Annotated in this window: 19 protein-coding genes; 6 read left to right on the forward strand and 13 right to left on the reverse strand. The window is 57.1% G+C overall.

All coding sequences use genetic code 11. From position 1 onward, the window contains the following. Positions 1-33: 33 nt before the first annotated feature. Positions 34-1,257, reverse strand: a complete 1,224-nt coding sequence (gene hemA, locus AC2FFB_RS05655) for a 5-aminolevulinate synthase (RefSeq protein ID WP_496693528.1) — start codon at positions 1,255-1,257, stop codon at positions 34-36. Between the two features lie 179 nt (positions 1,258-1,436). On the opposite strand from hemA, the gene AC2FFB_RS05660 reads away from it, so the two are divergent. Continuing rightward, complete coding sequence (locus tag AC2FFB_RS05660) at positions 1,437-2,129, forward strand: Crp/Fnr family transcriptional regulator (protein WP_142635263.1); 693 nt, start codon at positions 1,437-1,439, stop codon at positions 2,127-2,129. Positions 2,130-2,718: 589 nt separating this feature from the next. On the opposite strand, the gene AC2FFB_RS05665 is transcribed toward AC2FFB_RS05660, so the two are convergent. Genes AC2FFB_RS05665 through pgsA form a run of 3 tightly spaced genes read right to left on the reverse strand, consistent with a single transcriptional unit; the run spans position 2,719 to position 4,084 of the window. After that, positions 2,719-3,162, reverse strand: a complete 444-nt coding sequence (locus tag AC2FFB_RS05665) for a molybdenum cofactor biosynthesis protein MoaE (RefSeq protein WP_142635265.1) — start codon at positions 3,160-3,162, stop codon at positions 2,719-2,721. A gap of 4 nt (positions 3,163-3,166) precedes the next feature. Then, positions 3,167-3,412 (reverse strand): molybdopterin converting factor subunit 1, encoded by a 246-nt coding sequence (gene moaD / locus AC2FFB_RS05670; RefSeq protein WP_142635267.1) that lies wholly within the window; start codon positions 3,410-3,412, stop codon positions 3,167-3,169. A 3-nt stretch (positions 3,413-3,415) separates the two neighbouring features. Then, positions 3,416-4,084: a CDP-diacylglycerol--glycerol-3-phosphate 3-phosphatidyltransferase gene (gene pgsA / locus AC2FFB_RS05675; RefSeq protein WP_142635269.1), complete on the reverse strand. Its 669-nt coding sequence runs from the start codon at positions 4,082-4,084 to the stop codon at positions 3,416-3,418. Between the two features lie 175 nt (positions 4,085-4,259). Between pgsA and AC2FFB_RS05680 the strand changes: the two genes are divergently transcribed. Then, a complete protein-coding gene (locus tag AC2FFB_RS05680) occupies positions 4,260-5,144 on the forward strand; it encodes a DMT family transporter (protein ID WP_281995276.1) in 885 nt (294 codons plus the stop codon). On the opposite strand, the gene uvrC is transcribed toward AC2FFB_RS05680, so the two are convergent. The 4 genes from uvrC to AC2FFB_RS05700 form a co-directional block, all read right to left on the reverse strand. Beyond that, entirely contained in the window at positions 5,141-7,024 is a 1,884-nt protein-coding gene (gene uvrC / locus AC2FFB_RS05685; protein WP_496689107.1) for an excinuclease ABC subunit UvrC, read from the reverse strand. The two genes, AC2FFB_RS05680 and uvrC, sit on opposite strands and share 4 nt — an antisense overlap. A 290-nt stretch (positions 7,025-7,314) precedes the next feature. After that, positions 7,315-8,094, reverse strand: coding sequence for an SDR family oxidoreductase (locus AC2FFB_RS05690; RefSeq protein ID WP_496874642.1), 780 nt, complete (start codon positions 8,092-8,094; stop codon positions 7,315-7,317). A 16-nt stretch (positions 8,095-8,110) separates the two neighbouring features. Then, positions 8,111-9,073 carry a calcium/sodium antiporter gene (locus tag AC2FFB_RS05695; protein ID WP_142635277.1) on the reverse strand — a complete coding sequence of 321 codons (963 nt, stop codon included), beginning with the start codon at positions 9,071-9,073 and terminating at the stop codon, positions 8,111-8,113. 168 nt (positions 9,074-9,241) lie between these two features. Beyond that, positions 9,242-9,949 carry a S49 family peptidase gene (locus tag AC2FFB_RS05700; RefSeq protein WP_496689103.1) on the reverse strand — a complete coding sequence of 236 codons (708 nt, stop codon included), beginning with the start codon at positions 9,947-9,949 and terminating at the stop codon, positions 9,242-9,244. Here AC2FFB_RS05700 and AC2FFB_RS05705 point away from each other — a divergent pair. After that, positions 9,939-10,118 carry a hypothetical protein gene (locus AC2FFB_RS05705; RefSeq protein WP_281972608.1) on the forward strand — a complete coding sequence of 60 codons (180 nt, stop codon included), beginning with the start codon at positions 9,939-9,941 and terminating at the stop codon, positions 10,116-10,118. The genes AC2FFB_RS05700 and AC2FFB_RS05705 overlap by 11 nt on opposite strands. 34 nt (positions 10,119-10,152) lie before the next feature. Here AC2FFB_RS05705 and AC2FFB_RS05710 read toward each other — a convergent pair whose 3' ends face one another. Beyond that, positions 10,153-10,914, reverse strand: coding sequence for an ABC transporter permease (locus AC2FFB_RS05710; protein ID WP_271948588.1), 762 nt, complete (start codon positions 10,912-10,914; stop codon positions 10,153-10,155). Next, the gene (locus AC2FFB_RS05715) at positions 10,911-11,840 is read right to left on the reverse strand and encodes an ABC transporter ATP-binding protein (protein WP_496689100.1); all 930 of its coding nucleotides are present in this window, start codon (positions 11,838-11,840) and stop codon (positions 10,911-10,913) included. The genes AC2FFB_RS05710 and AC2FFB_RS05715 overlap by 4 nt, the downstream gene beginning before the upstream one ends. A 154-nt stretch (positions 11,841-11,994) precedes the next feature. Between AC2FFB_RS05715 and AC2FFB_RS05720 the strand changes: the two genes are divergently transcribed. Beyond that, complete coding sequence (locus tag AC2FFB_RS05720; RefSeq protein WP_496712314.1) at positions 11,995-13,089, forward strand: CaiB/BaiF CoA transferase family protein; 1,095 nt, start codon at positions 11,995-11,997, stop codon at positions 13,087-13,089. On the opposite strand, the gene hemE is transcribed toward AC2FFB_RS05720, so the two are convergent. Further along, entirely contained in the window at positions 13,086-14,120 is a 1,035-nt protein-coding gene (gene hemE / locus AC2FFB_RS05725) for a uroporphyrinogen decarboxylase (RefSeq protein ID WP_496689096.1), read from the reverse strand. The two genes, AC2FFB_RS05720 and hemE, sit on opposite strands and share 4 nt — an antisense overlap. Positions 14,121-14,227: 107 nt before the next feature. Between hemE and hemC the strand changes: the two genes are divergently transcribed. Further along, positions 14,228-15,187: a hydroxymethylbilane synthase gene (hemC, locus tag AC2FFB_RS05730; protein WP_271948580.1), complete on the forward strand. Its 960-nt coding sequence runs from the start codon at positions 14,228-14,230 to the stop codon at positions 15,185-15,187. Positions 15,188-15,655: 468 nt separating this feature from the next. Then, positions 15,656-16,057, forward strand: a complete 402-nt coding sequence (locus tag AC2FFB_RS05735; RefSeq protein WP_496874643.1) for a carboxymuconolactone decarboxylase family protein — start codon at positions 15,656-15,658, stop codon at positions 16,055-16,057. Between the two features lie 130 nt (positions 16,058-16,187). On the opposite strand, the gene AC2FFB_RS05740 is transcribed toward AC2FFB_RS05735, so the two are convergent. Together AC2FFB_RS05740 and AC2FFB_RS05745 are read right to left on the reverse strand one after the other, a co-directional pair. Beyond that, positions 16,188-16,508, reverse strand: coding sequence for a hypothetical protein (locus AC2FFB_RS05740; RefSeq protein WP_142635291.1), 321 nt, complete (start codon positions 16,506-16,508; stop codon positions 16,188-16,190). A gap of 1 nt (position 16,509) precedes the next feature. Next, on the reverse strand, positions 16,510-18,408 hold the full coding sequence (locus AC2FFB_RS05745) for an OmpA family protein (protein WP_496874644.1): 1,899 nt from the start codon (positions 18,406-18,408) through the stop codon (positions 16,510-16,512). Positions 18,409-18,445 lie beyond the last annotated feature (37 nt).

Raw genomic sequence — 18,445 nt, forward strand, 5'->3', positions numbered from 1 at the left:
GGCGGCAGTTCTCCAAGTGCGGGGACGCCTCAGTTATTGTGCGGCCATCGGCATTCGCGCGATCTGACACCGTTGCCACAGGGCCGATAAGGCACCGACCAGATGGTCGATATCTTCGTTCGTATGAACCGGAGAGGGGGTAATTCTCAGGCGTTCGGTGCCTTTGGGAACGGTCGGATAGTTGATCGGCTGAATATAGATCCCGAATTCTTCCAGCAGCGTATCCGAGATGAATTTGCATTTCACCGGGTCACCTACCATCACCGGGATGATGTGGCTGGGATTGGGCAAATGCGGGATGCCTTCGGCGTCCAGTTTGGCGCGCACCTGCGCAACGCGGGTTTTCTGCAGATCGCGCTCGGTATTGGATTGCTTGAGGTGTCGGATCGAGGCGGCAGCGCCAGCTGCTATTGCGGGTGGGAGGGCGGTGGTAAATATGAACCCGCTGGCAAAGCTGCGGACAAAGTCACACAAGGCAGCGGATGCCGCGATGTAACCACCAACCACGCCGAAGGCCTTGCCCAGCGTCCCTTCTATGACGGTCAGGCGATCCATCAACCCTTCGCGTTCGGCGATGCCACCACCGCGCGAGCCATAAAGGCCAACGGCGTGGACCTCGTCCAGATAGGTCATCGCACCATATCTATCCGCCAGGTCGCAAATCTCTTTGATCGGAGCGATATCCCCATCCATCGAATAGACAGATTCGAAGGCGATCATCTTGGGCGCATCTGAATCGGCTGCGGCCAGCTTTGCCTCGAGGTCCGCCAGATCATTGTGCTTCCAGATCACTTTTTGTGCCCGCGAATGGCGGATGCCTTCAATCATGGAGGCATGGTTCAAAGCGTCCGAGAATACGATCAGACTTGGGATCTTCGCAGCCAGCGTCCCAAGTGCCGCCCAGTTCGACACATAGCCAGAGGTGAACAGAAGGGCGGCTTCTTTCCCGTGGAGGTCGGCCAGTTCCTGTTCCAGCAAAACGTGGTCATGTGTCGTGCCCGAGATATTGCGTGTGCCCCCTGCGCCCGCGCCGCAACGGTCGAGTGCATCGTGCATTGCCCCGACTACGTCAGGATGCTGGCCCATTCCCAGATAGTCGTTGGAACACCAAATTCGTACGTCGCGCTGTAAAGCGCCGTCCGTCTGGCGTGCATTCGGGAACGCGCCACAGCGGCGCTGTAGATCAATGAAGATGCGGTAGTTGCCTTCGTCGCGCAGATGCTCAAGGCTTTCGCCAAAAAAACGCTCGTAGTCCATCTCGAACACTCCTGGGAATACTGGCTTTCCAGCAAGACTATGTGCCGGACCCGCTACGCAACATGACAAATGTCAAGCCGCAGAAAGGAAAGGCTGGCTTGGAAGCCGAAGGTTTGGCATAGCCTTGAGAGGACGGACGTACTGATCGGGTACGCAACTAGAAAAGAGGGGAAAGCTTCGTGGCGCATGAGGCACTAAAAGCGATCGCCAAGCAGTCACTATTGCTCAAAAGCTTTCCCGAGCATCATATCGACACGCTGTTAAGCCACGCGATTTGGCGGAAATATGATCGCGGAGAGACGATTTTTCTACAGGAAGAAAAAGCCCAGGCCATTCATGTGGTTCTGTCGGGCTGGGTAAAGCTGTTTCGCATGTCCCCTACCGGTGCCGAAGCAGTTGTCAGCGTTTTCACCCGCGGCGAAAGCTTTGGCGAGGCGGTCGCCTTGCGTAACGTTCCCTATCCGGTTTCGGCCGAGGCAGTTTCGGCCTGTGAGATCATGCACATTCCAAGTCCGGTCCTTTTGTCCCTTATGCGAGAGGACCCGGAAATTGGGGTGTCAATTCTGGCAGCTACCTTTACCCATCTGCATTCTCTGGTCGCCCAGCTTGAGCAGCTTAAGGCCCAGACCGGCGCACAGCGGGTGGCAGAATTTCTTCTGACTCTCTGCGAAGCCGAGATGGGGGACTGTGTTGTCGAGCTGCCCTATGACAAGATGTTGATTGCCGGGCGCCTGGGCATGAAGCCCGAAAGCCTGAGCCGCGCCTTTTCCCGGCTAAAGCCGTTTGGCGTTAAAATTGACCGGACACATGCCCTGCTCTCGGACATTCAAGTACTGCGAGACTATGCAGAAAGTGACCCCTCCGAAAAGTGACCGAATTTATTGGCCGGTGTTTGCCGGGTGCGCCAAAGAGCCCCGAGAACGTGCTTCTTTATTCAGGCTAGGACATGCGCATCGATCCCGTGAACACGATTCCCTGTTTCCGGATAAGGGCCTTGTGCAACGTCAGGTAATCCAGAACTTCAAAACAAGCTGGTTTTGGTGCTTGCTGGGTCCATGCAGCTGAGGTGATATGCCGTCAAGTTCCAGTCGGCATCTTCCGTCTGTTCTTAGGGTCGAAATCGAATGGGAAACTCTAACCTTTAGGGGCTTCTACGATGTCAAAAATCCGTTCAACGACTATCTAATTGGAACCGGCATTCTGACAGAGTTGATTACCGCTTTCCTGTCGATAGTCATTTTTTTGCGGCTTCGGCGGAGGAAGATTGTCTCAACATCTTTGCCCACATGCGGGATGTTTTGCTTACGGTTCTAGAGTTGACCGAAGCTGAGCGGCTGCCTGAAACCAACACCTTTATCCAGCATAGTTTTGGCGGATCCAAATTTGCAGCACGCGATGATAAGCATGTGAGCACCGGATACGAACAGCATGTTGCAAAGGCTTATATGCAGGGACCCGTGTTTACCACCGGGTCAGTGCATCTTCGTCTTCGTCCTTGGCCGAAACCCACTCCGCACCAGCGGTGGTGATTTCTTTCTTCCAGAAGGGGGCGCGGGATTTTAGGTAGTCCATCAGATATTCGGCCGCCTCGAACGCATCCTTGCGATGCGGTGCGGCAGTGGCCACCATCATGATCCGATCCCCCGGAGCGAGCCTGCCATGCCGATGGATCACCAGCACATTGCCCAGCGACCAGCGGTCTATTGCTTCTTGCGCAATCTGGGTCAAGGCCCGTTCAGTCATGCCCGGATAATGCTCAATCTCCATCACGTCCAAATCGCCCGTGGCCAGATCACGCACAACACCGGTAAAGGTCACGATTGCGCCATTTGCAGCATCGCCCGCCGCAAAGTCATTTGCCTCGGTACCTAGGTCAAACGGGTCTTCCTGCACCACGATGCGCATGACCTCAGCCACCTGTCATTGGTGGGAAAAAGGCAACCTCACGAACGCCCGCCAACGGGGCGTCAAAATCCGACAATTCCTGATCCAGCGCAACACGTAAGGCCGACAGATCCGCAAAGGCCGCTGCATAGCGATCCTCGCGCGCGCTAAGTTCTGCGACCAGATCGGATACGGTGGCCGCCTCGGTTTCAACCCGTTCTTTCGGCAGTCCGATCCGTTCGCGGACCCATGCGAAATACAGCACATCCATCCCTTAGTTCTCCTTCAGGTGTGGCATGGCTTTACGTAGGTAGTCATAGCCGGTGATCAATGTCAGCGCTGCTGCGATCCACAGCAGCCACAGGCCGATCCGACTGGACCAGAACATCCCTTCAAGATGCCAGCGCAGGCCGTTCAGGTCGTCTTCCTGCCCGGTCAGAATCTGGTCGATCAGCGTTGGGTCCATGCCGAAGCTGGCCATCACAAAGTAATGCTCGAAGATGCCCTGTGAAAACAAGACGGCTATCGCCACCATCTGAGCCGTGGTTTTCCATTTGGCAAGTTTGGTAACTTTCAGCGTTCCAGCCGTATCACCCAGATATTCGCGCAGGCCTGACACAAAGACCTCTCGAAACAGGATCACAGTGGCAGGCAGGACCAGCCACGGCGTCCAGTGTTCGGCCGAATACCCGACCAAGATCATCAGCGCGATCACCACCATCGCCTTATCGGCAATCGGGTCCAGCATGGCGCCAATTTTTGTTTCCTGCTTCCACGCTCGTGCCAGATAGCCATCGAACCAGTCGGTTAAGGCGGCTGTCAGAAACAGGATCAACGCGAACCAGTCGGCATAGGGCCGGGTGAAATACAAAAACATCACGGCCAGCCCCGGGGCTGCCAGCAGACGCAGGACGGTCAGAATATTGGGCAGGTTCCACTTCATGCAGCGGACCCTACATCGCTAAAATCCAACAGAAAAGATAGACAGTCAAAAAACCGTACTTGTCCCCTGAACTTGGTCAAAGCGCCGCAGGCAGCGCGTGGTGCGTCCATGCCCCTTGGAGTTTGTTCTATTTGCGGTCAGGTTCACCGCACGTATCCGGGACAGAAGGCACCTCATGACAGCTCATATACAAACCGATGCCCGGTCAAATCTGACCGGCAGCCTGTGGATGATCGCCGCAATGGCGGGGTTTGCGCTGGAAGACGCGCTGTTGAAAGCGGCTTCGGGTGCCGTACCGATCTGGCAGGTGATGGTTCTGTTCGGGGTGGGTGGGGCGCTGGTCTTTGCGGCGGTTGCACTGGCGCGCGGCACGCAACTTTTTCAGCCGGATGTCCTGTCGCGCCCGATGAAAGTGCGCGTGCTCTTCGAGGTATTCGGACGGTTATTCTATGTCTTAGCCATTGTGCTGACGCCTTTGTCTTCAGCTACTGTGATTTTGCAGGCCACTCCGTTGGTCGTTGTCGCTGGCGCTGCGCTGATCTTTGGTGAAACAGTTGGCTGGCGACGGTGGAGCGCGATTCTGATCGGTCTGATTGGCGTTGTAGTCATCCTGCAACCGACCGGAGACAGCTTTTCGGCGCTGTCCATTCTGGCGGTGCTGGGCATGTTGGGCTTTGCCGGTCGCGATCTGGCCAGCCGCGCGGCCCCGGCGACACTGGGGACCGAGGTTTTGGGCTTTTACGGCTTCCTCAGCATCATCGTTGCCGGTTTGGCCTATCGCCTGTGGGAGGACGTGCCAATCGTCCCGCTCGATCTGTACAACGGTCTGTTTCTGACCGGTGCGGTGCTTATGGGTGTGATGGCCTATGCCTCGCTTATGAAGGCGATGCGGATTGGAGAGGTCTCGGCCGTGACGCCGTTCCGCTATACGCGTCTGCTGTTCGGTATCGGTCTGGGCGTGTTCCTGTTCGGCGAGCAACTAGACCAGACCATGTGGATCGGCAGCGCGCTGATTGTGGCCTCGGGGCTGTACATCCTGTGGCGCGGGCGGCGGGCCTAGCCCTTGTCGTGGAAGAAATCATAGACTTTTTGCGCCAAGCCGGCCGAAATCCCCTCGACCGCTTTCAGATCGGCCAGGTTGGCCCGGCCAACTGCTTTGGCGCTGCCGAAATGAGCCAACAGGGCACGTTTGCGCGCGGCCCCTACGCCGGGGATTTCATCCAGCGGTGTGGCCCCCACGGCCTTGGCACGCTTGGCTCGATGTGTGCCGATGGCAAACCGGTGGGCCTCGTCTCTTAGGCGCTGAATGAAATAGAGCACCGGGTCGTTGCGTTTCAGCGCAAAGGGCCTTTGGCCGGTGCGGTGAAATTCTTCCTTACCATGGTCGCGGTCAACGCCTTTGGCGACACCGATCATGGGGATCTCCTCGACCCCGTGCTGCGCCATAATCTCATGGACGGCGCTCACTTGCCCGGCGCCACCGTCAATCAGCAGCAGATCGGGCCACATTCCCTTGTCACGGTCGGGGTCTTCTTTTTGCAGGCGGGTAAAGCGGCGGGTCAGCACCTCTTTCATCATGCCAAAGTCGTCACCGGGGGTCAGGTCATCTCCACGAATGTTGAACTTGCGATAGGCATTTTTCATGAAACCTTCGGGGCCGGCCACGATCATGCCGCCCACGGCATTTGTTCCTTGAATATGGGAGTTGTCGTAGACTTCGATCCGGTTTGGCGGGGCATCCAGATTAAATGCCTCGGCGATCCCGCGCAACAGTTTGGCCTGCGTGGCACTTTCCGACATCCGCCGGGCCAGGGATTCACGCGCGTTGCGTATGGCCCCTGCGACAAGTTCTTGTTTCTCACCACGCTGGGGCACAAGGATTTCTACCTTGCGACCGGCTTTTTCGGTCAGCGCCTCTTGCATCAGATCGGCGTTTTCAATGGCATCTGACAGGATCAACTGACGGGGTGGTTCCTTGTTGTCGTAGAACTGACCCAGAAACGCCTCCATCACCTCGGCGGCTGACACATCTGCCCCGACGCGGGGATAGAAGTCCTTGTTGCCCCAGTTCTGGTTGGCGCGGATGAAGAACACCTGAACGCAAGCCTGCCCACTGTCCATATACAGGCCGATCACATCCGCCTCGGCCACACCGCGCGGGTTAATGCCTTGCGAGGTCTGCACCTGCGTCAGCGCCCGGATACGATCGCGCAGGCCAGCGGCGCGTTCAAACTCCATCGCCTCAGACGCGGCCATCATCTGTTCGGCCAGCTCCTCTTGCACTTTGGTCGACCGGCCTGACAGGAATCGTTCCGCATCCTTGACGCTTTCACGGTAATCCCGATCCGAGATCAACCCGACACAAGGCCCAGAACACCGCTTGATCTGATAGAGCAGGCAGGGACGGGTGCGGCTTTCGAACATCGAGTCAGAACAGTTGCGCAGCAGGAAGGCCTTTTGCAGCTGGTTCAGGGTTCGGTTCACGGCACCCGCGCTGGCGAAGGGGCCGAAATACGCGCCCTTTTCCTTTTTTGCTCCCCGGTGCTTTTTGATCTGTGGAAAGACATGGTCCTTTGCCACCAGAATATTGGGAAAGCTTTTGTCGTCGCGCAGCAGCACGTTGTATTTCGGTTTGAGCTGCTTGATCAGGTTCTGTTCAAGCAGCAGCGCCTCGGTCTCGGTCCGGGTCGTCAGGAACATCATCGAGGCCGTGGCCGCAATCATCCGCTCGATCCGGCCAGAGTGTCCCGGTCTTGTATAGTTCGACACCCGTGCCTTCAGATTGCGCGCCTTGCCGACGTAAAGAACTCGGCTGTCCGCATCCAGCATCCTGTACACGCCAGGTGAACTGTCGAGCGTTTTCGCATATCGCTGGATGCAGGCGTATCCTGTCGACTGGGCGTCATTCTGAGAGCTGTTGGTGTCGTCTTGAGAGGTCATGGCCAAAATATGTGATTCTTTGACCATGGCTGCAATCTTGAGCGCTTCAGATCAAGGGAAAACAAATCCACGTATTCTGTGGATAACTGTGCAGATAACTTTTGTTGGGCTTGAATTTTCCCTTGTTTCATTAAGGATTCCTTGATTTGCTTAAAAAATAGGCACATATGTAATCTATTGAATTTAAACAGTAAAAATTTCTACACATGGCAAGTGTATGAAAAAAAAGACATTTTTGTAACGGATTGATAACAGAAATGAGAGCGGTGCAAAACTTCCAGCACCAAACGTTATTCCACGCCCAGAACATCCGGTGTCTGCCATCCCAAATGCTGTCCGCCATCCACGCAGAGAATCTGGCCGGTGACCGCATGAGCATCCAGGAAATACCCAAGTGCAGCGGTGATGTCAGAGGGGTTTGACCCACGTTCCAGAATGGTGTTGGCGCGCTGTGCTTTGAAGTGATCTTCGGATTGCCTGTGACCCTGCATCGTCGGTCCCGGTCCGATGGCATTGACGCGGATCGCCGGGGTTAGCGCCTGAGCTGCAGTACGGGTCAACGCCCATAGCCCCATTTTGGCGACGGTGTAGGACATGAATTCGGGCGTCAGTTTGCGGACCCGCATGTCGACCATATTAACAATCAGGCCCGTTGCCAGCGGCTCGCCCGCATCATCGGTTTCTGGTTCCAGACCCTGTTCAGCCATCGCCTGAGTCAAAACGAATGGCGCCCGCAGGTTGCTGTTCATGTGGCGGTCCCAGCTTTGCCGTGTGGCCGTGTGGATGTTGTCGTATTCAAATATCGAAGCGTTGTTGACCAGGCAGGTAATGGGTCCGCCCAGTGCCTCGGATGCGCGTGGCAGCAGGGCAGCCACGCTTGCTTCTTCTAACAGGTCGGCCTGCAGAGCTACCGCATTTCGGCCCAGGGCCCTGATTTCAGCGACAACCTTAGATGCCTCTTGTTCAGAGGAGGCGTAATGGACTGCCACGTCGAAGCCACGCCCGGCCAGATAAAGGGCCATTGCCCTACCAAGGCGAATTCCGGCACCGGTAACTAGGGCTCGGGTCATGCGGCCTCTCTTTGTGTCACACCAACAAGGAAATAACGTAAACCGCGTAAAGGCTTGTCAACAGAATTCCCCATCCGCGGGTGATATCCCGTTTGAAAAATACAAAGGGGACCAAAAGGAGTGATGCGCCCAGCATGACCCAAAGATCAAATCGCAGGAATTCTGGATCAACAGGAATGCGCCCAAACAGGGTTGCAATGCCGACAATGGCCAACAGATTGAACATGTTGGACCCGATAACATTGCCCAATGCGACATCGGCTTGTCGGCGCAGTGCAGCCATAACAGTGGTCGCCAGTTCCGGCAGGGAAGTTCCCACCGCTATAAGTGTCAGTCCGATTACAGTCTCGCTGACGCCGTAAGTGCGGGCAATGATTGTAGCGTTGTCGACCAGAAGATGTGCGCCCATCGGCAGGCCTATCAGTCCGAGCACCAGGTAGACTGAAATCTTCCAATAGGGCATGTCTGGATCGGCTTCTTCCAGGCCATCAAAATCGTCATCCTCGGCGCAGGCTTTGCCACAGGCCTTGCGATGGGCATGGGCTTCTCTGAAGGCGGTCCATAGAACAAAGCTGAGAGCAGCCAGCAAAATCGCGCCGCTGAACAGGTTGAACACGCCGCAGAAGGCAAGGCCGATGAACAGAACAGTTGCCAGCAACATGAACACATAGTTCTTGCGGCTGTCACATTCGCTGGTGTGCAGCGTGGCAAGCAGCGCAGGCAGGCCCAGCACCAGCAGGATATTGGCCGTGTTCGACCCCACAACGTTACCCAGGGCGATGCCCGGTGCGTTTTCCTTAATTGCACTGATTGCAATCAGAAGTTCTGGCGCCGAGGTGCCGAATGCCACGATCGTCAAACTAACGATCAACGCCGGTACTCCAATCCGCAGGCTGAGGTTCACGGCACCGCGTACCAGCGCATCACCCGCCAGCAACAGGATCAACAAACCGAGACCGGATAACAGCCATGCCGTCATGCGCGGCCTCCTTTTTCGCAGGCACAGGGACCTTTACCGATCCTGAACCGATGACAGCGCGGGCATCTTGCGGATTGTAGTTTTTTCTGCCCCGGGAACCGCAGTTTGCCGAACATTGCCAGGACGCCCATGGCAATCAAAAAGAGGGTCACGATCTTGATAATCACGTTACAAACCGAAACGTGCGTATGCGGCACGCTCCTCAAGTCCGGCAACCGCGTCCTGTGCCAAGGAGGCGCCGAACCGTGACCAGAATGGCTTGCGCAGCCCGTAACGGCGGAATTTTACTTTATCGCCAAACCGGTCCTGCATTTTGGGTTTGAGATGACCGATGCCGTCGATCAGGCCAAGTTCATGCGCGCGGCGTGCCAGCCAGACTTCGCCAGTGAACAGATCAGCACCCGTTTCAAGCTTTGCCCCGCGTCGTGCTTTGACATGAGCAGTGAAGTTCTCGTGGATATCGCGTAACAGGCCTTCAAGCCTTGCGACATCTTCAGGTTTTTCCGGGGCAAAGGGATCCAACATGGATTTCGAATGGCCCGCCGTGTGCACTCGCCGTTCGAAACCCTGCCTCTCAAGGAAAAGATGTGCGCCGAACCCCGAAGAGATCACGCCAATCGAACCCAGTACCGAACTGTCATCGGCGTAAATCTCATCAGCTGCCGCTGCCAACCAATAGCCACCCGAAGCTGCCACATCCTCGACAAATGCGAAGACGGGAACATCCAGTTCTTTCGACAGACGCTGAATGCGCGCACCGATCAATGAACTTTGGACCGGGGATCCGCCGGGCGAGTTGACCTCAAGCGCGACGGCGGCAGGTTTGCCTTTGCGAAATGCTTTTTCGAGAACCGGCGCCAGAGTTGTGTCAGACATCGACCCGCGCCCGGACATGCCGATTGCACCCGATAAGCGCACGACCGAAACGGTTGGCTGTTTTTTGAGAAACGGCAGGCTGACCTTCATGGGTGCCGATGTAGAGTGCGCCCACGCGGTAAACAAGGGAGCGGCTGACCGTTATCGGTCGCGTGGACGTATTTACTGAAGGTGATGGGCAAAAATGCAACGCCGTCCATGGCCTAACTCCGGATGCGCCAGCCAGTTTTGAAGATCCATCCGATGATGCCCAGACACACGCCGGTAAACGCCAGTATGGCCAAAAGGCTGAACATGATCGGCACATCGGCCAGGCCGTAAAACGACCAGCGAAAGCCCGAGATCAGATAGACGACCGGGTTGAACAGGGTGATGGTCTGCCACAGCGGGGGCAGCATCGAAATCGAATAAAAGGTACCGCCCAGAAAGATCAGCGGTGTCACCACGAGTTGCGGAACCAAAGACATCTGCTCGAAATTGCTGGCCCAGATGCCGATGATGAAGCCCAGCAAGGAAAAGCTGAGGCAGGTCAGGACTAGAAATGTCACCATGGCAAGCGGGTGTTCAATACGCAAATCCACAAAGAATGCAGAGGTCACAAGGATCACGACACCCACAAACAGCGATTTTGTCGCCGCCGCTCCGACGTAGCCGATGACGATCTCGATGAAATTCACCGGCGCCGAAAGAAGCTCATATATCGTTCCCAGAAACTTTGGGAAATAGATCCCGAAAGAGGCGTTCGAGATCGACAGCGTCACAACAGATAACATGACCAGCCCCGGAACGATGAATGCGCCATAGGAGACGCCTTCGACCTCTTGGATGCGGCTGCCGATCGCCGTGCCAAAGACAACGAAATACAGCGATGTCGACAGGACCGGAGATATGAAGCTTTGCGCAAGGGTGCGGAAGAACCGGGCCATTTCGAACCGGTAGATGGCAGTAATGGCGGACCAGTTCATGTGGCTTCTCCCGACACCATATTGACAAAGATCTCTTCAAGGCTGGACTGACGCGTTTGTACATCGCGTAAAATCAGTCCGGCCTCGGCCACATCGTTCAACAGGGTGGTGATGCCAGTGCGGTCGGCATTTGTGTCGTAGGTATAAACCAACGTGTCACCCTTGCCGTTGAGTTTGAGGTTATGCGCTGACAGGCTGTCGGGGACGGTTTCAATGGGCTCGGTCAGCATGACTTCGATCTGCTTCTTCCCCATCTGAGACATCAACGTGTCTTTGTCCTGGACCAGCAGCAGCTCACCCTTGTCGATGACGCCGACACGGTCGGCAATGGCCTCGGCCTCTTCGATATAGTGGGTGGTTAGAATGATGGTGACACCGGCCTGCTTCAACTCGGCCACGATTTCCCACATGTCTTTGCGCAGTTCGACATCAACACCTGCGGTCGGCTCGTCCAGAAACAGAACACGCGGCTCGTGTGCCAGCGCTTTTGCGATCAGAACCCGACGTTTCATACCGCCCGATAGTTCTTTGATCGCGTTTTTGCGTTTTTCCCACAAAGACAATTTGCGCAGAATTTCTTCGATACGTGCGTTGTTCTGCCCAAGCCCGAACAGCCCGCGCGACAATCGCACAGTGTTCCAGACCTTTTCAAAGGGTTCGAGCGCGATCTCCTGCGGAACCAAACCGATCATCCGGCGGGCTGCGCGAAAATCAGTCTGGATATCGTGGCCGCCGACGGTCACGCTTCCTGAGGTTGGCGTCGTTATTCCACACACCGTCGAAATCAGCGTGGTCTTGCCTGCACCGTTGGGACCAAGAAGAGCCAGGATTTCTCCCTGCTCGATGTCCAGAGACACGCCCTTTAGCGCCTCAAAACCTCCGGCATAGGACTTTCGCAAATCCCTGATGGACAGAATTGTTGTCATGCGCCTCCCCCGTTCTGGCGGCGACACTACCCTGCGAGTCAGCCACAGAACAGGCCCAATTCACACATTTTGCTCAGCTTTCCAATTGGCCTTTCCAGTCCGGGCTTGCATTTCCTGGCTGGCCCCGAAACCCTGCGCGGGCAGGAGGACTGGTATGTTAAGTGGAATTCGGATCATCGAAATCGAGGGCCTGGGCCCCGGTCCCTTTGCCGCCATGCTGTTGGCCGATCTCGGTGCAGATGTGATCACCATCCACCGCAAGGGGCAGGCCGCGACTCCGGGCATGCCCGAACAGTCAGTTCTGGATCGGGGTAAGCGCTCGATCAGCCTGAACCTCAAAGACCCGGCCGATCTGGATGTGGCCCGGCGCCTGATCGCCACGGCTGATGCACTGATCGAAGGGTTTCGACCCGGTGTGATGGAAAAGCTGGGCCTTGGCCCTGATATCTGTCGCGATCTGAACCCAAAGCTGATTTATGGCCGTATGACGGGTTGGGGACAGGACGGCCCCTTGTCCAAGAATGCCGGGCACGATCTGAACTATATCGCACTGTCCGGGGCGCTTTGGTATGCGTCGCAACCGGACCAACCGCCGCAAACCCCGGCCACTTTGGTGGGTGATATCGGTGGCGGTGCCATGTATCTGGTCGCGGGCATTCTGGCCGGATTGCTGAATGCGGCACGCACAGGAAAGGGCACGGTCGTGGACGCCGCTATTTATGACGGCTCGGCCCATATGATGAACCTGCTGATGAGCCTGCGCCAAACCGGAAACCTGTCAGATACTCGCGGACACAGCCTTCTGGACGGTCCCCATTGGAGCCGAACCTATGCCTGCTCTGATGGTGGATTTGTGGCGGTGCAGTGCCTGGAGCCGAAATTCTATGCCGAGTTCCTGCAGATATTGGACCTGTCTGGCGATCCCGAATTTCGGCAGCAATATGATGCTTCCACCTGGCCCGCGCTGACCCGGCGGCTGGCTGAAATCTTTGCTGGCAAACCACGTGATCATTGGGCGGCGCTGTTTGCAGCAAGTGACGCCTGTGTTGCACCGGTGCTCAACCCGTCCGAAGCGCAGAACCATGCCATGAACACAGCACGCCAGATCTGGCTTGCCCCCGACGGTATGCTACAGGCCGCCGCCGCGCCGCGGTTTTCCGAGCGGGAGTGGAAGCCCAGACCCAGCCCGCGCCGCGGAGATCATACACAAGACATACTGGCCGAGCTGGACGCCCGACCCAAAGCCTAGCGGTTGCGCACTGCGTCGATCATACGCTGAACGTTGTCGGGATCGGCATCGGGCGTGATGCCATGACCCAGATTGAAGATATGCGGCCCTTTGGAGAATACATCGACAATCCGCCGGGTCTCGTCCACCAGCGCTTGACCGCCGGTCACCATATGCGACGACGCCAGATTGCCTTGTACGCAACCATCCACCTGGACATGCTCGGCGCCCCATTCCGGCGAGACCGAATTGTCCAGCGCGACGCAATCAACCCCCGTGGTTTTGGCGAACCCGATATAGCCATCTCCGGCCTCTCGCGGGAATCCGATCACCGGGATGCCGGGGTGACGTTCCTTGATGGCCTGGGTGATTACGCGGCACGGCTCGACCGCATATTTGCGGAACGCCTCACCCTTCAGCGATCCGGCCCAGCTGTCGAATATCTTGACTACCTCGGCGCCTGCCTCGATCTGGGCTGAAAGATATTCGATCGTGGCCAGCGTGATCCGGTCCAGCAGCGCTTCGAACAGCGCAGTATTCCCCTCGCGCAGCGCATGGGCGGGGCCTTGATCCGGGGTGCCGCGTCCAGCGATCATGTAGGTCGCCACTGTCCACGGCGCGCCAGCAAAACCGATCAAGGTTGTCTCGGACGGCAACTCCTGTGACAGGATGCGCACTGTCTCATAGACTGGCGAGAGTGTTTCGTGGATATCCTCGACCGATTTCAGCGCATCAAACTCGGATTGCTGCGTGATGGTCGACAAACGCGGGCCTTCACCGGTGACAAACCAAAGATCCGCACCCAGCGCCTGTGGTACCAGCAGGATATCCGCAAACAGGATAGCTGCATCGAACCCATAGCGACGGATCGGCTGCAATGTGACCTCGGCCGCAAGCTCGGGATTGTAGCACAGAGACAGGAAATCCCCGGCCTGCGCGCGCGTTGCACGATATTCTGGCAGATACCGTCCGGCCTGGCGCATCATCCAGATCGGAGGCACATCCTGCACCTGTCCTGCCAATGCCCGCAGCAGTTTCTTTGTTTCGGCCATCTGTGCCCCCAATCGTCTGGTTTGTGGCAACGGGTCTTCCTTCGGCGGCAATTTGTCAAGCTCTGCCCCCATTGTCAGGGCAATGTGACGCGACTAAAGCTGTGTCCATGACATTGACCCTGCCTTCACCCGCCTCACCGCTGAAAATCGGCACCCGTGGTTCGCCCCTGGCGCTGGCGCAAGCCTATGAAACCCGGCAGCGGTTAGGCACAGCCTTTGATCTGCCCGAAGATGCATTCGAAATCGTGGTGATCAAGACTACCGGCGACAATCGCGCGATGATCGACGCTGACCGCCCGCTGAAAGAGATCGGCAACAAAGGCCTGTTCACTAAGGAAATCGAAGAAGCGATGCTGCGAGGTGATATCGACATCGCTGTGCATTCGACCAAGGACATGCCGGTCGAACAGCCCGCGGGTCTTGTGTTGGACACGTTCCTGCCGCGCGAAGATGTGCGCGACGCTTTTATTTCGCCCAGCCTGAACTCTATTCATGACCTGCCCAATGGCGCGGTGGTTGGCACCTCGTCTTTGCGCCGCCGGGCTCAGCTGTTGAACCGGCGCCCTGACCTGAATGTGGTCGAGTTCCGTGGCAACGTGCAAACGCGCCTGAAGAAACTGACCGATGGCGTAGCGGATTGCACGTTTCTGGCGATGGCAGGTATCCGGCGCCTGAATATGGACGACGTTCCCGCAACTGCTATCTCGCCCGAGGATATGCTGCCCGCTATTGCACAAGGTACAATCGGTATCGAACGCCGCAGTGACGATCCCCGTGCTGCAGGGATGTTGGAGGCAATTCATCATAGCGAAACCGGGTATCGACTTTTGGCCGAGCGCGCCTTGCTGGCCGCGCTTGACGGGTCCTGCGAGACTCCGATTGCCGGGCTGGCTGATATCAGCGGTGGCATTCTGCGCCTGCGCGGAGAAGTCCTGCGCCCGGACGGGTCTGATTCTATCGCCGAAGACGCCACTGGCGTGATTGGTGATGGTGCAGAAATGGCGCGCGCAATGGCCGAAAAACTACTGACAAAGGCCGGCCCCGGGTTCTTTGATTGGAAGAATTGAAGATAAATTTATTTAATGTGAACTAGTTCACTGTCGCGCTCTCAAAGATCAGGCATTAAGGATGCACACCGATTGAGAAATCGGGTTGGTCTCGAAGAAGTCGAAAGTTTTTGTTAGTCTGTCCATTTTAAGTGGTATTCGAGGGGGCGAGACCAAACCCCGACATTCAGTCAGTAAGGGCCGCTGTCTCATTAAGACGGCGGCCCGTTTACTTTTGGGTGTCTCAAATAGCCGCGACGTCTTGAACCGCTTGCACAATCGCAGCCCGCTGGTGAAGCGATGTCAGTACATATAATTGCCTGTCTTCAAGACTGGATGCGCGGGGCAGTGGAATGATCCTCGTGCCAAGGGGCTAGAAAATCCGTCGCATTTTCTTATCCGGTGTAAAGTGCAAGCGTTGATAGTACCTGTAAGAGGCGTAGAGTGCTTCAGCACACCGCTTCATTGTGACGATTACCGGAGACCAAGATGGCCGAGACTTTCGACCAAGATCTGTTCCTCAGAGGGCTGGAGCAACGCAAAAGCACCCTGGGCGCGGAATATGTTGAGAAAAACCTGGCCGCCGCCGACGATTTTACCCGGCCGTTTCAAGAGGCAATGACCGCTTGGTGCTGGGGTTTCGGCTGGGGCGACGATGTGATTGACGCCAAGACCCGGTCAATGATGAACCTGTCCATGATCGGCGCGCTGGGCAAGATGCACGAATGGGAACTCCACTGTCGCGGCGCCATCAGCAACGGCGTCAACAAAGAAGAAATCCGGGCCATTATTCACGTGATCGGCATCTATTGTGGCGTGCCGCAGGCGCTGGAATGCTTTCGTGTCGCGCGCAAGGTTCTGGACGAGGCAGAAACAACCTCTGAGACATGATCATGAATTGAACTGTGCCCAAGCTGCATCAAGCTGAAGGGATTTTCGGGCCCGGTTTGGCAGGTGTCTGAAACACACAACGGGGCCCTATATTTGCGGGTGTCGCAAGTTGCCGATTCCTCTGGTTCTCTTAGTCCGCGTTGTTGATCCGGCCGCGTAATTCTTCGGCCTCCTGCCGCGCGGCGCGCAACCCGTCCATGGCAGCGCCCAGTTCCGCCTCGGTCTGGGTGAGCTGATTGGTTAGCTCGGCCTCACGCTGTTGCAGATAGGTGATGGCCTGATCGCGGGTTTCTTCGGCCTCATGCAATTCCTGGCTCATGCGATCCAGATCGGCGACGTCGCTTTGGCGAACACGAGACAGACGATGGGCCAGCCAGTTGGCGAACCACCCCATGCAGAAGGCTGCGAACAGGATGATGGCGGTGGCAATGATGAATTCTATTCTGTTCAACTTACTGATCCTCTGCGCCGGTATCTGCGGCGTCTTCTGGCGTCTCTGTCTCGGCCTCCAGCGCCTCAAGCCCGGTCTCGGAATTGGCAATGGGCTCGGGCCGGATCAGGCGGAATTCAATGCGACGGTTTTCTTCTCGGCCTGCCTCGGTATCGTTGTCTGCGATCGGTTGCGTTTCACCATATCCCACGGCCGAGTAGCTTGACGTTGGGATGCGGCGTCCGCGCAACTCATTCAGGATCGACTGAGCCCGCGCCTGGCTGAGTTGCTGGTTCATCTCTTCGCGGCCCTGACTATCTGTATGGCCCTGAATTTCAATCCGGATGGGGCCGCATTCGCGCAGAATCTCGGCGATCTGATTGACGGTATCGCGCGAATCCGCGGCAACCGTGGCCGATCCCGGTTCGAATGCGATTTTGCTGCTGGCCTGAACCTCAGCAAGCTGGTCTTCGCACAGCTCTGGGTCGGGCAGGCTGTCTGCGGGTTTCGGCGGCTCTTGATAGGTGATCGAAAGGGTGAAACCTTTGGCATCCCCAAGCTTTTCCGACAGCAATCCGGCGATACGGGCTTTGGCGTCCGGGTCGTAGCTGACCCCGCTGAGAGAAACGTCGTCAGGGGTAACAGTCAGAGCGCCGTTATGCAGCAGAGACAACGCTTCCAGCCCCGCCAGAACACGCACCGGCCAGTCTGCGGGTAAGTCGGAGGCGATGCGGGTGGCGGTATAAACCTGTTCCGATCCAAATGCCGCGCGGGCAAAACTGTCGGCCATGTCGCGCGATGTCTCATTGCTCAGACGACCGCGCATTTGGACCAGCCCTTCGGGGCTGCGCGTGGTCGAGAACTCGGGGGGGCCGGTGGATTCGGCGGTTTCGGGTTCGGGCAGGACGGCGTGCAGGGCGAAAACCTCGGGCAGCGCATTTTCCAGCTCGCCCACCACACGGTCAAAGACCCCAGCCTCTGTTCCTTGCGCCGCCACCAGCGTGATATCCGCATCCGAAATCGTGACCGAACCCTGACCAATCTTGGACAGGGCGCGAATGCTGAGCGTTGCCGCTTCGGGCCAACGGGGTGAGGGCACGCCCAAACCGATTGTACAGTTAAACGGACCAGCAAGGCCTGCTTCTTTGGCAGCAGCGACGATGGCATCCCGCGCTTTTTCATTCTGGGCCGAGCAGGCATCGAACTGGCCGCCGTTGGCATCAATCAGGTAGCGCAGTGTAAAGGGGGTGATTACGGGGCGCGGAGCCGAGATCGACAACCCGATTCGCAAACTGGGAGGTGCAGCGCGGGTCAGGCTCTGTTCCAGTCGTTCTTTTTCCCGCAGGCTGTCTGCAATGGCGGTGATTTTCACCAAACCGGGGCTGGCCGATATTTTGGCACGCGGCAGGCGGGTCAACGCTTCGAGCGCATAGTTCAACGCGTCGTCCCAGCCTTCGGGTATAGGGTAATCCGCCGTTTCCATCAGGTCCGAAACGGTGTCGCCGTCCATCCGGCGCAACCTTTCGATCAGCTCGCTGCGGTCTTGGCTTGCGGGTATCAGACCAATAATCGAAATACCGCTGTCGTTTCGCAAAATTTCAGCGGAAAAGCGCGGTGCTGCCAGTTGCCGGGTGGGGGCGACCTGCATGTCGTCAATAACGCGTGAGGTATCAACCTCGGTCCCGGCTGCGGTCAGCGCATTGAACCGCGTTGCTTCGTCAATGGCTATGCCGGTCAGGACAACGCGCAGGCCATCGGATTCGACTTCGGCCCAGTCATGCCCTTTTAGGTCAAGCGCACGCCGCACGGCGAGTTCCGACGCTTCTTCAACTTTGGTTACCGCATATCCTGCGGCCACAAGCGATAGGCTGGCCGAAACGAGGAATATCAGGGAGGCAGCTAGGAAATAGGGCAGGCGCATGTGCGGGCAGACGACTCCTGAAGTTATTGAGCAGGAC

Source organism: Ruegeria sp. YTSA219 (assembly GCF_059609985.1).

Bases quoted from the DNA above. Each gene is read 5' to 3' on its own strand.
- hemA (WP_496693528.1), bottom strand. From the start codon at position 1,257: ATGGACTACGAGCGTTTTTTTGGCGAAAGCCTTGAGCATCTGCGCGAC.
- AC2FFB_RS05665 (WP_142635265.1), bottom strand. From the start codon at position 3,162: ATGCGCATCGTGGTGCAGGAAGACCCGTTTGACCTAGGTACCGAGGCA.
- moaD (WP_142635267.1), bottom strand. From the start codon at position 3,412: ATGGATGTGCTGTATTTCGCATGGGTCCGCGAACGGATCGGACTGCCG.
- pgsA (WP_142635269.1), bottom strand. From the start codon at position 4,084: ATGAAGTGGAACCTGCCCAATATTCTGACCGTCCTGCGTCTGCTGGCA.
- AC2FFB_RS05680 (WP_281995276.1), top strand. From the start codon at position 4,260: ATGACAGCTCATATACAAACCGATGCCCGGTCAAATCTGACCGGCAGC.
- uvrC (WP_496689107.1), bottom strand. From the start codon at position 7,024: ATGACCTCTCAAGACGACACCAACAGCTCTCAGAATGACGCCCAGTCG.
- AC2FFB_RS05690 (WP_496874642.1), bottom strand. From the start codon at position 8,094: ATGACCCGAGCCCTAGTTACCGGTGCCGGAATTCGCCTTGGTAGGGCA.
- AC2FFB_RS05695 (WP_142635277.1), bottom strand. From the start codon at position 9,073: ATGACGGCATGGCTGTTATCCGGTCTCGGTTTGTTGATCCTGTTGCTG.
- AC2FFB_RS05700 (WP_496689103.1), bottom strand. From the start codon at position 9,949: ATGTCTGACACAACTCTGGCGCCGGTTCTCGAAAAAGCATTTCGCAAA.
- AC2FFB_RS05710 (WP_271948588.1), bottom strand. From the start codon at position 10,914: ATGAACTGGTCCGCCATTACTGCCATCTACCGGTTCGAAATGGCCCGG.
- AC2FFB_RS05715 (WP_496689100.1), bottom strand. From the start codon at position 11,840: ATGACAACAATTCTGTCCATCAGGGATTTGCGAAAGTCCTATGCCGGA.
- AC2FFB_RS05720 (WP_496712314.1), top strand. From the start codon at position 11,995: ATGTTAAGTGGAATTCGGATCATCGAAATCGAGGGCCTGGGCCCCGGT.
- hemE (WP_496689096.1), bottom strand. From the start codon at position 14,120: ATGGCCGAAACAAAGAAACTGCTGCGGGCATTGGCAGGACAGGTGCAG.
- hemC (WP_271948580.1), top strand. From the start codon at position 14,228: ATGACATTGACCCTGCCTTCACCCGCCTCACCGCTGAAAATCGGCACC.
- AC2FFB_RS05735 (WP_496874643.1), top strand. From the start codon at position 15,656: ATGGCCGAGACTTTCGACCAAGATCTGTTCCTCAGAGGGCTGGAGCAA.
- AC2FFB_RS05745 (WP_496874644.1), bottom strand. From the start codon at position 18,408: ATGCGCCTGCCCTATTTCCTAGCTGCCTCCCTGATATTCCTCGTTTCG.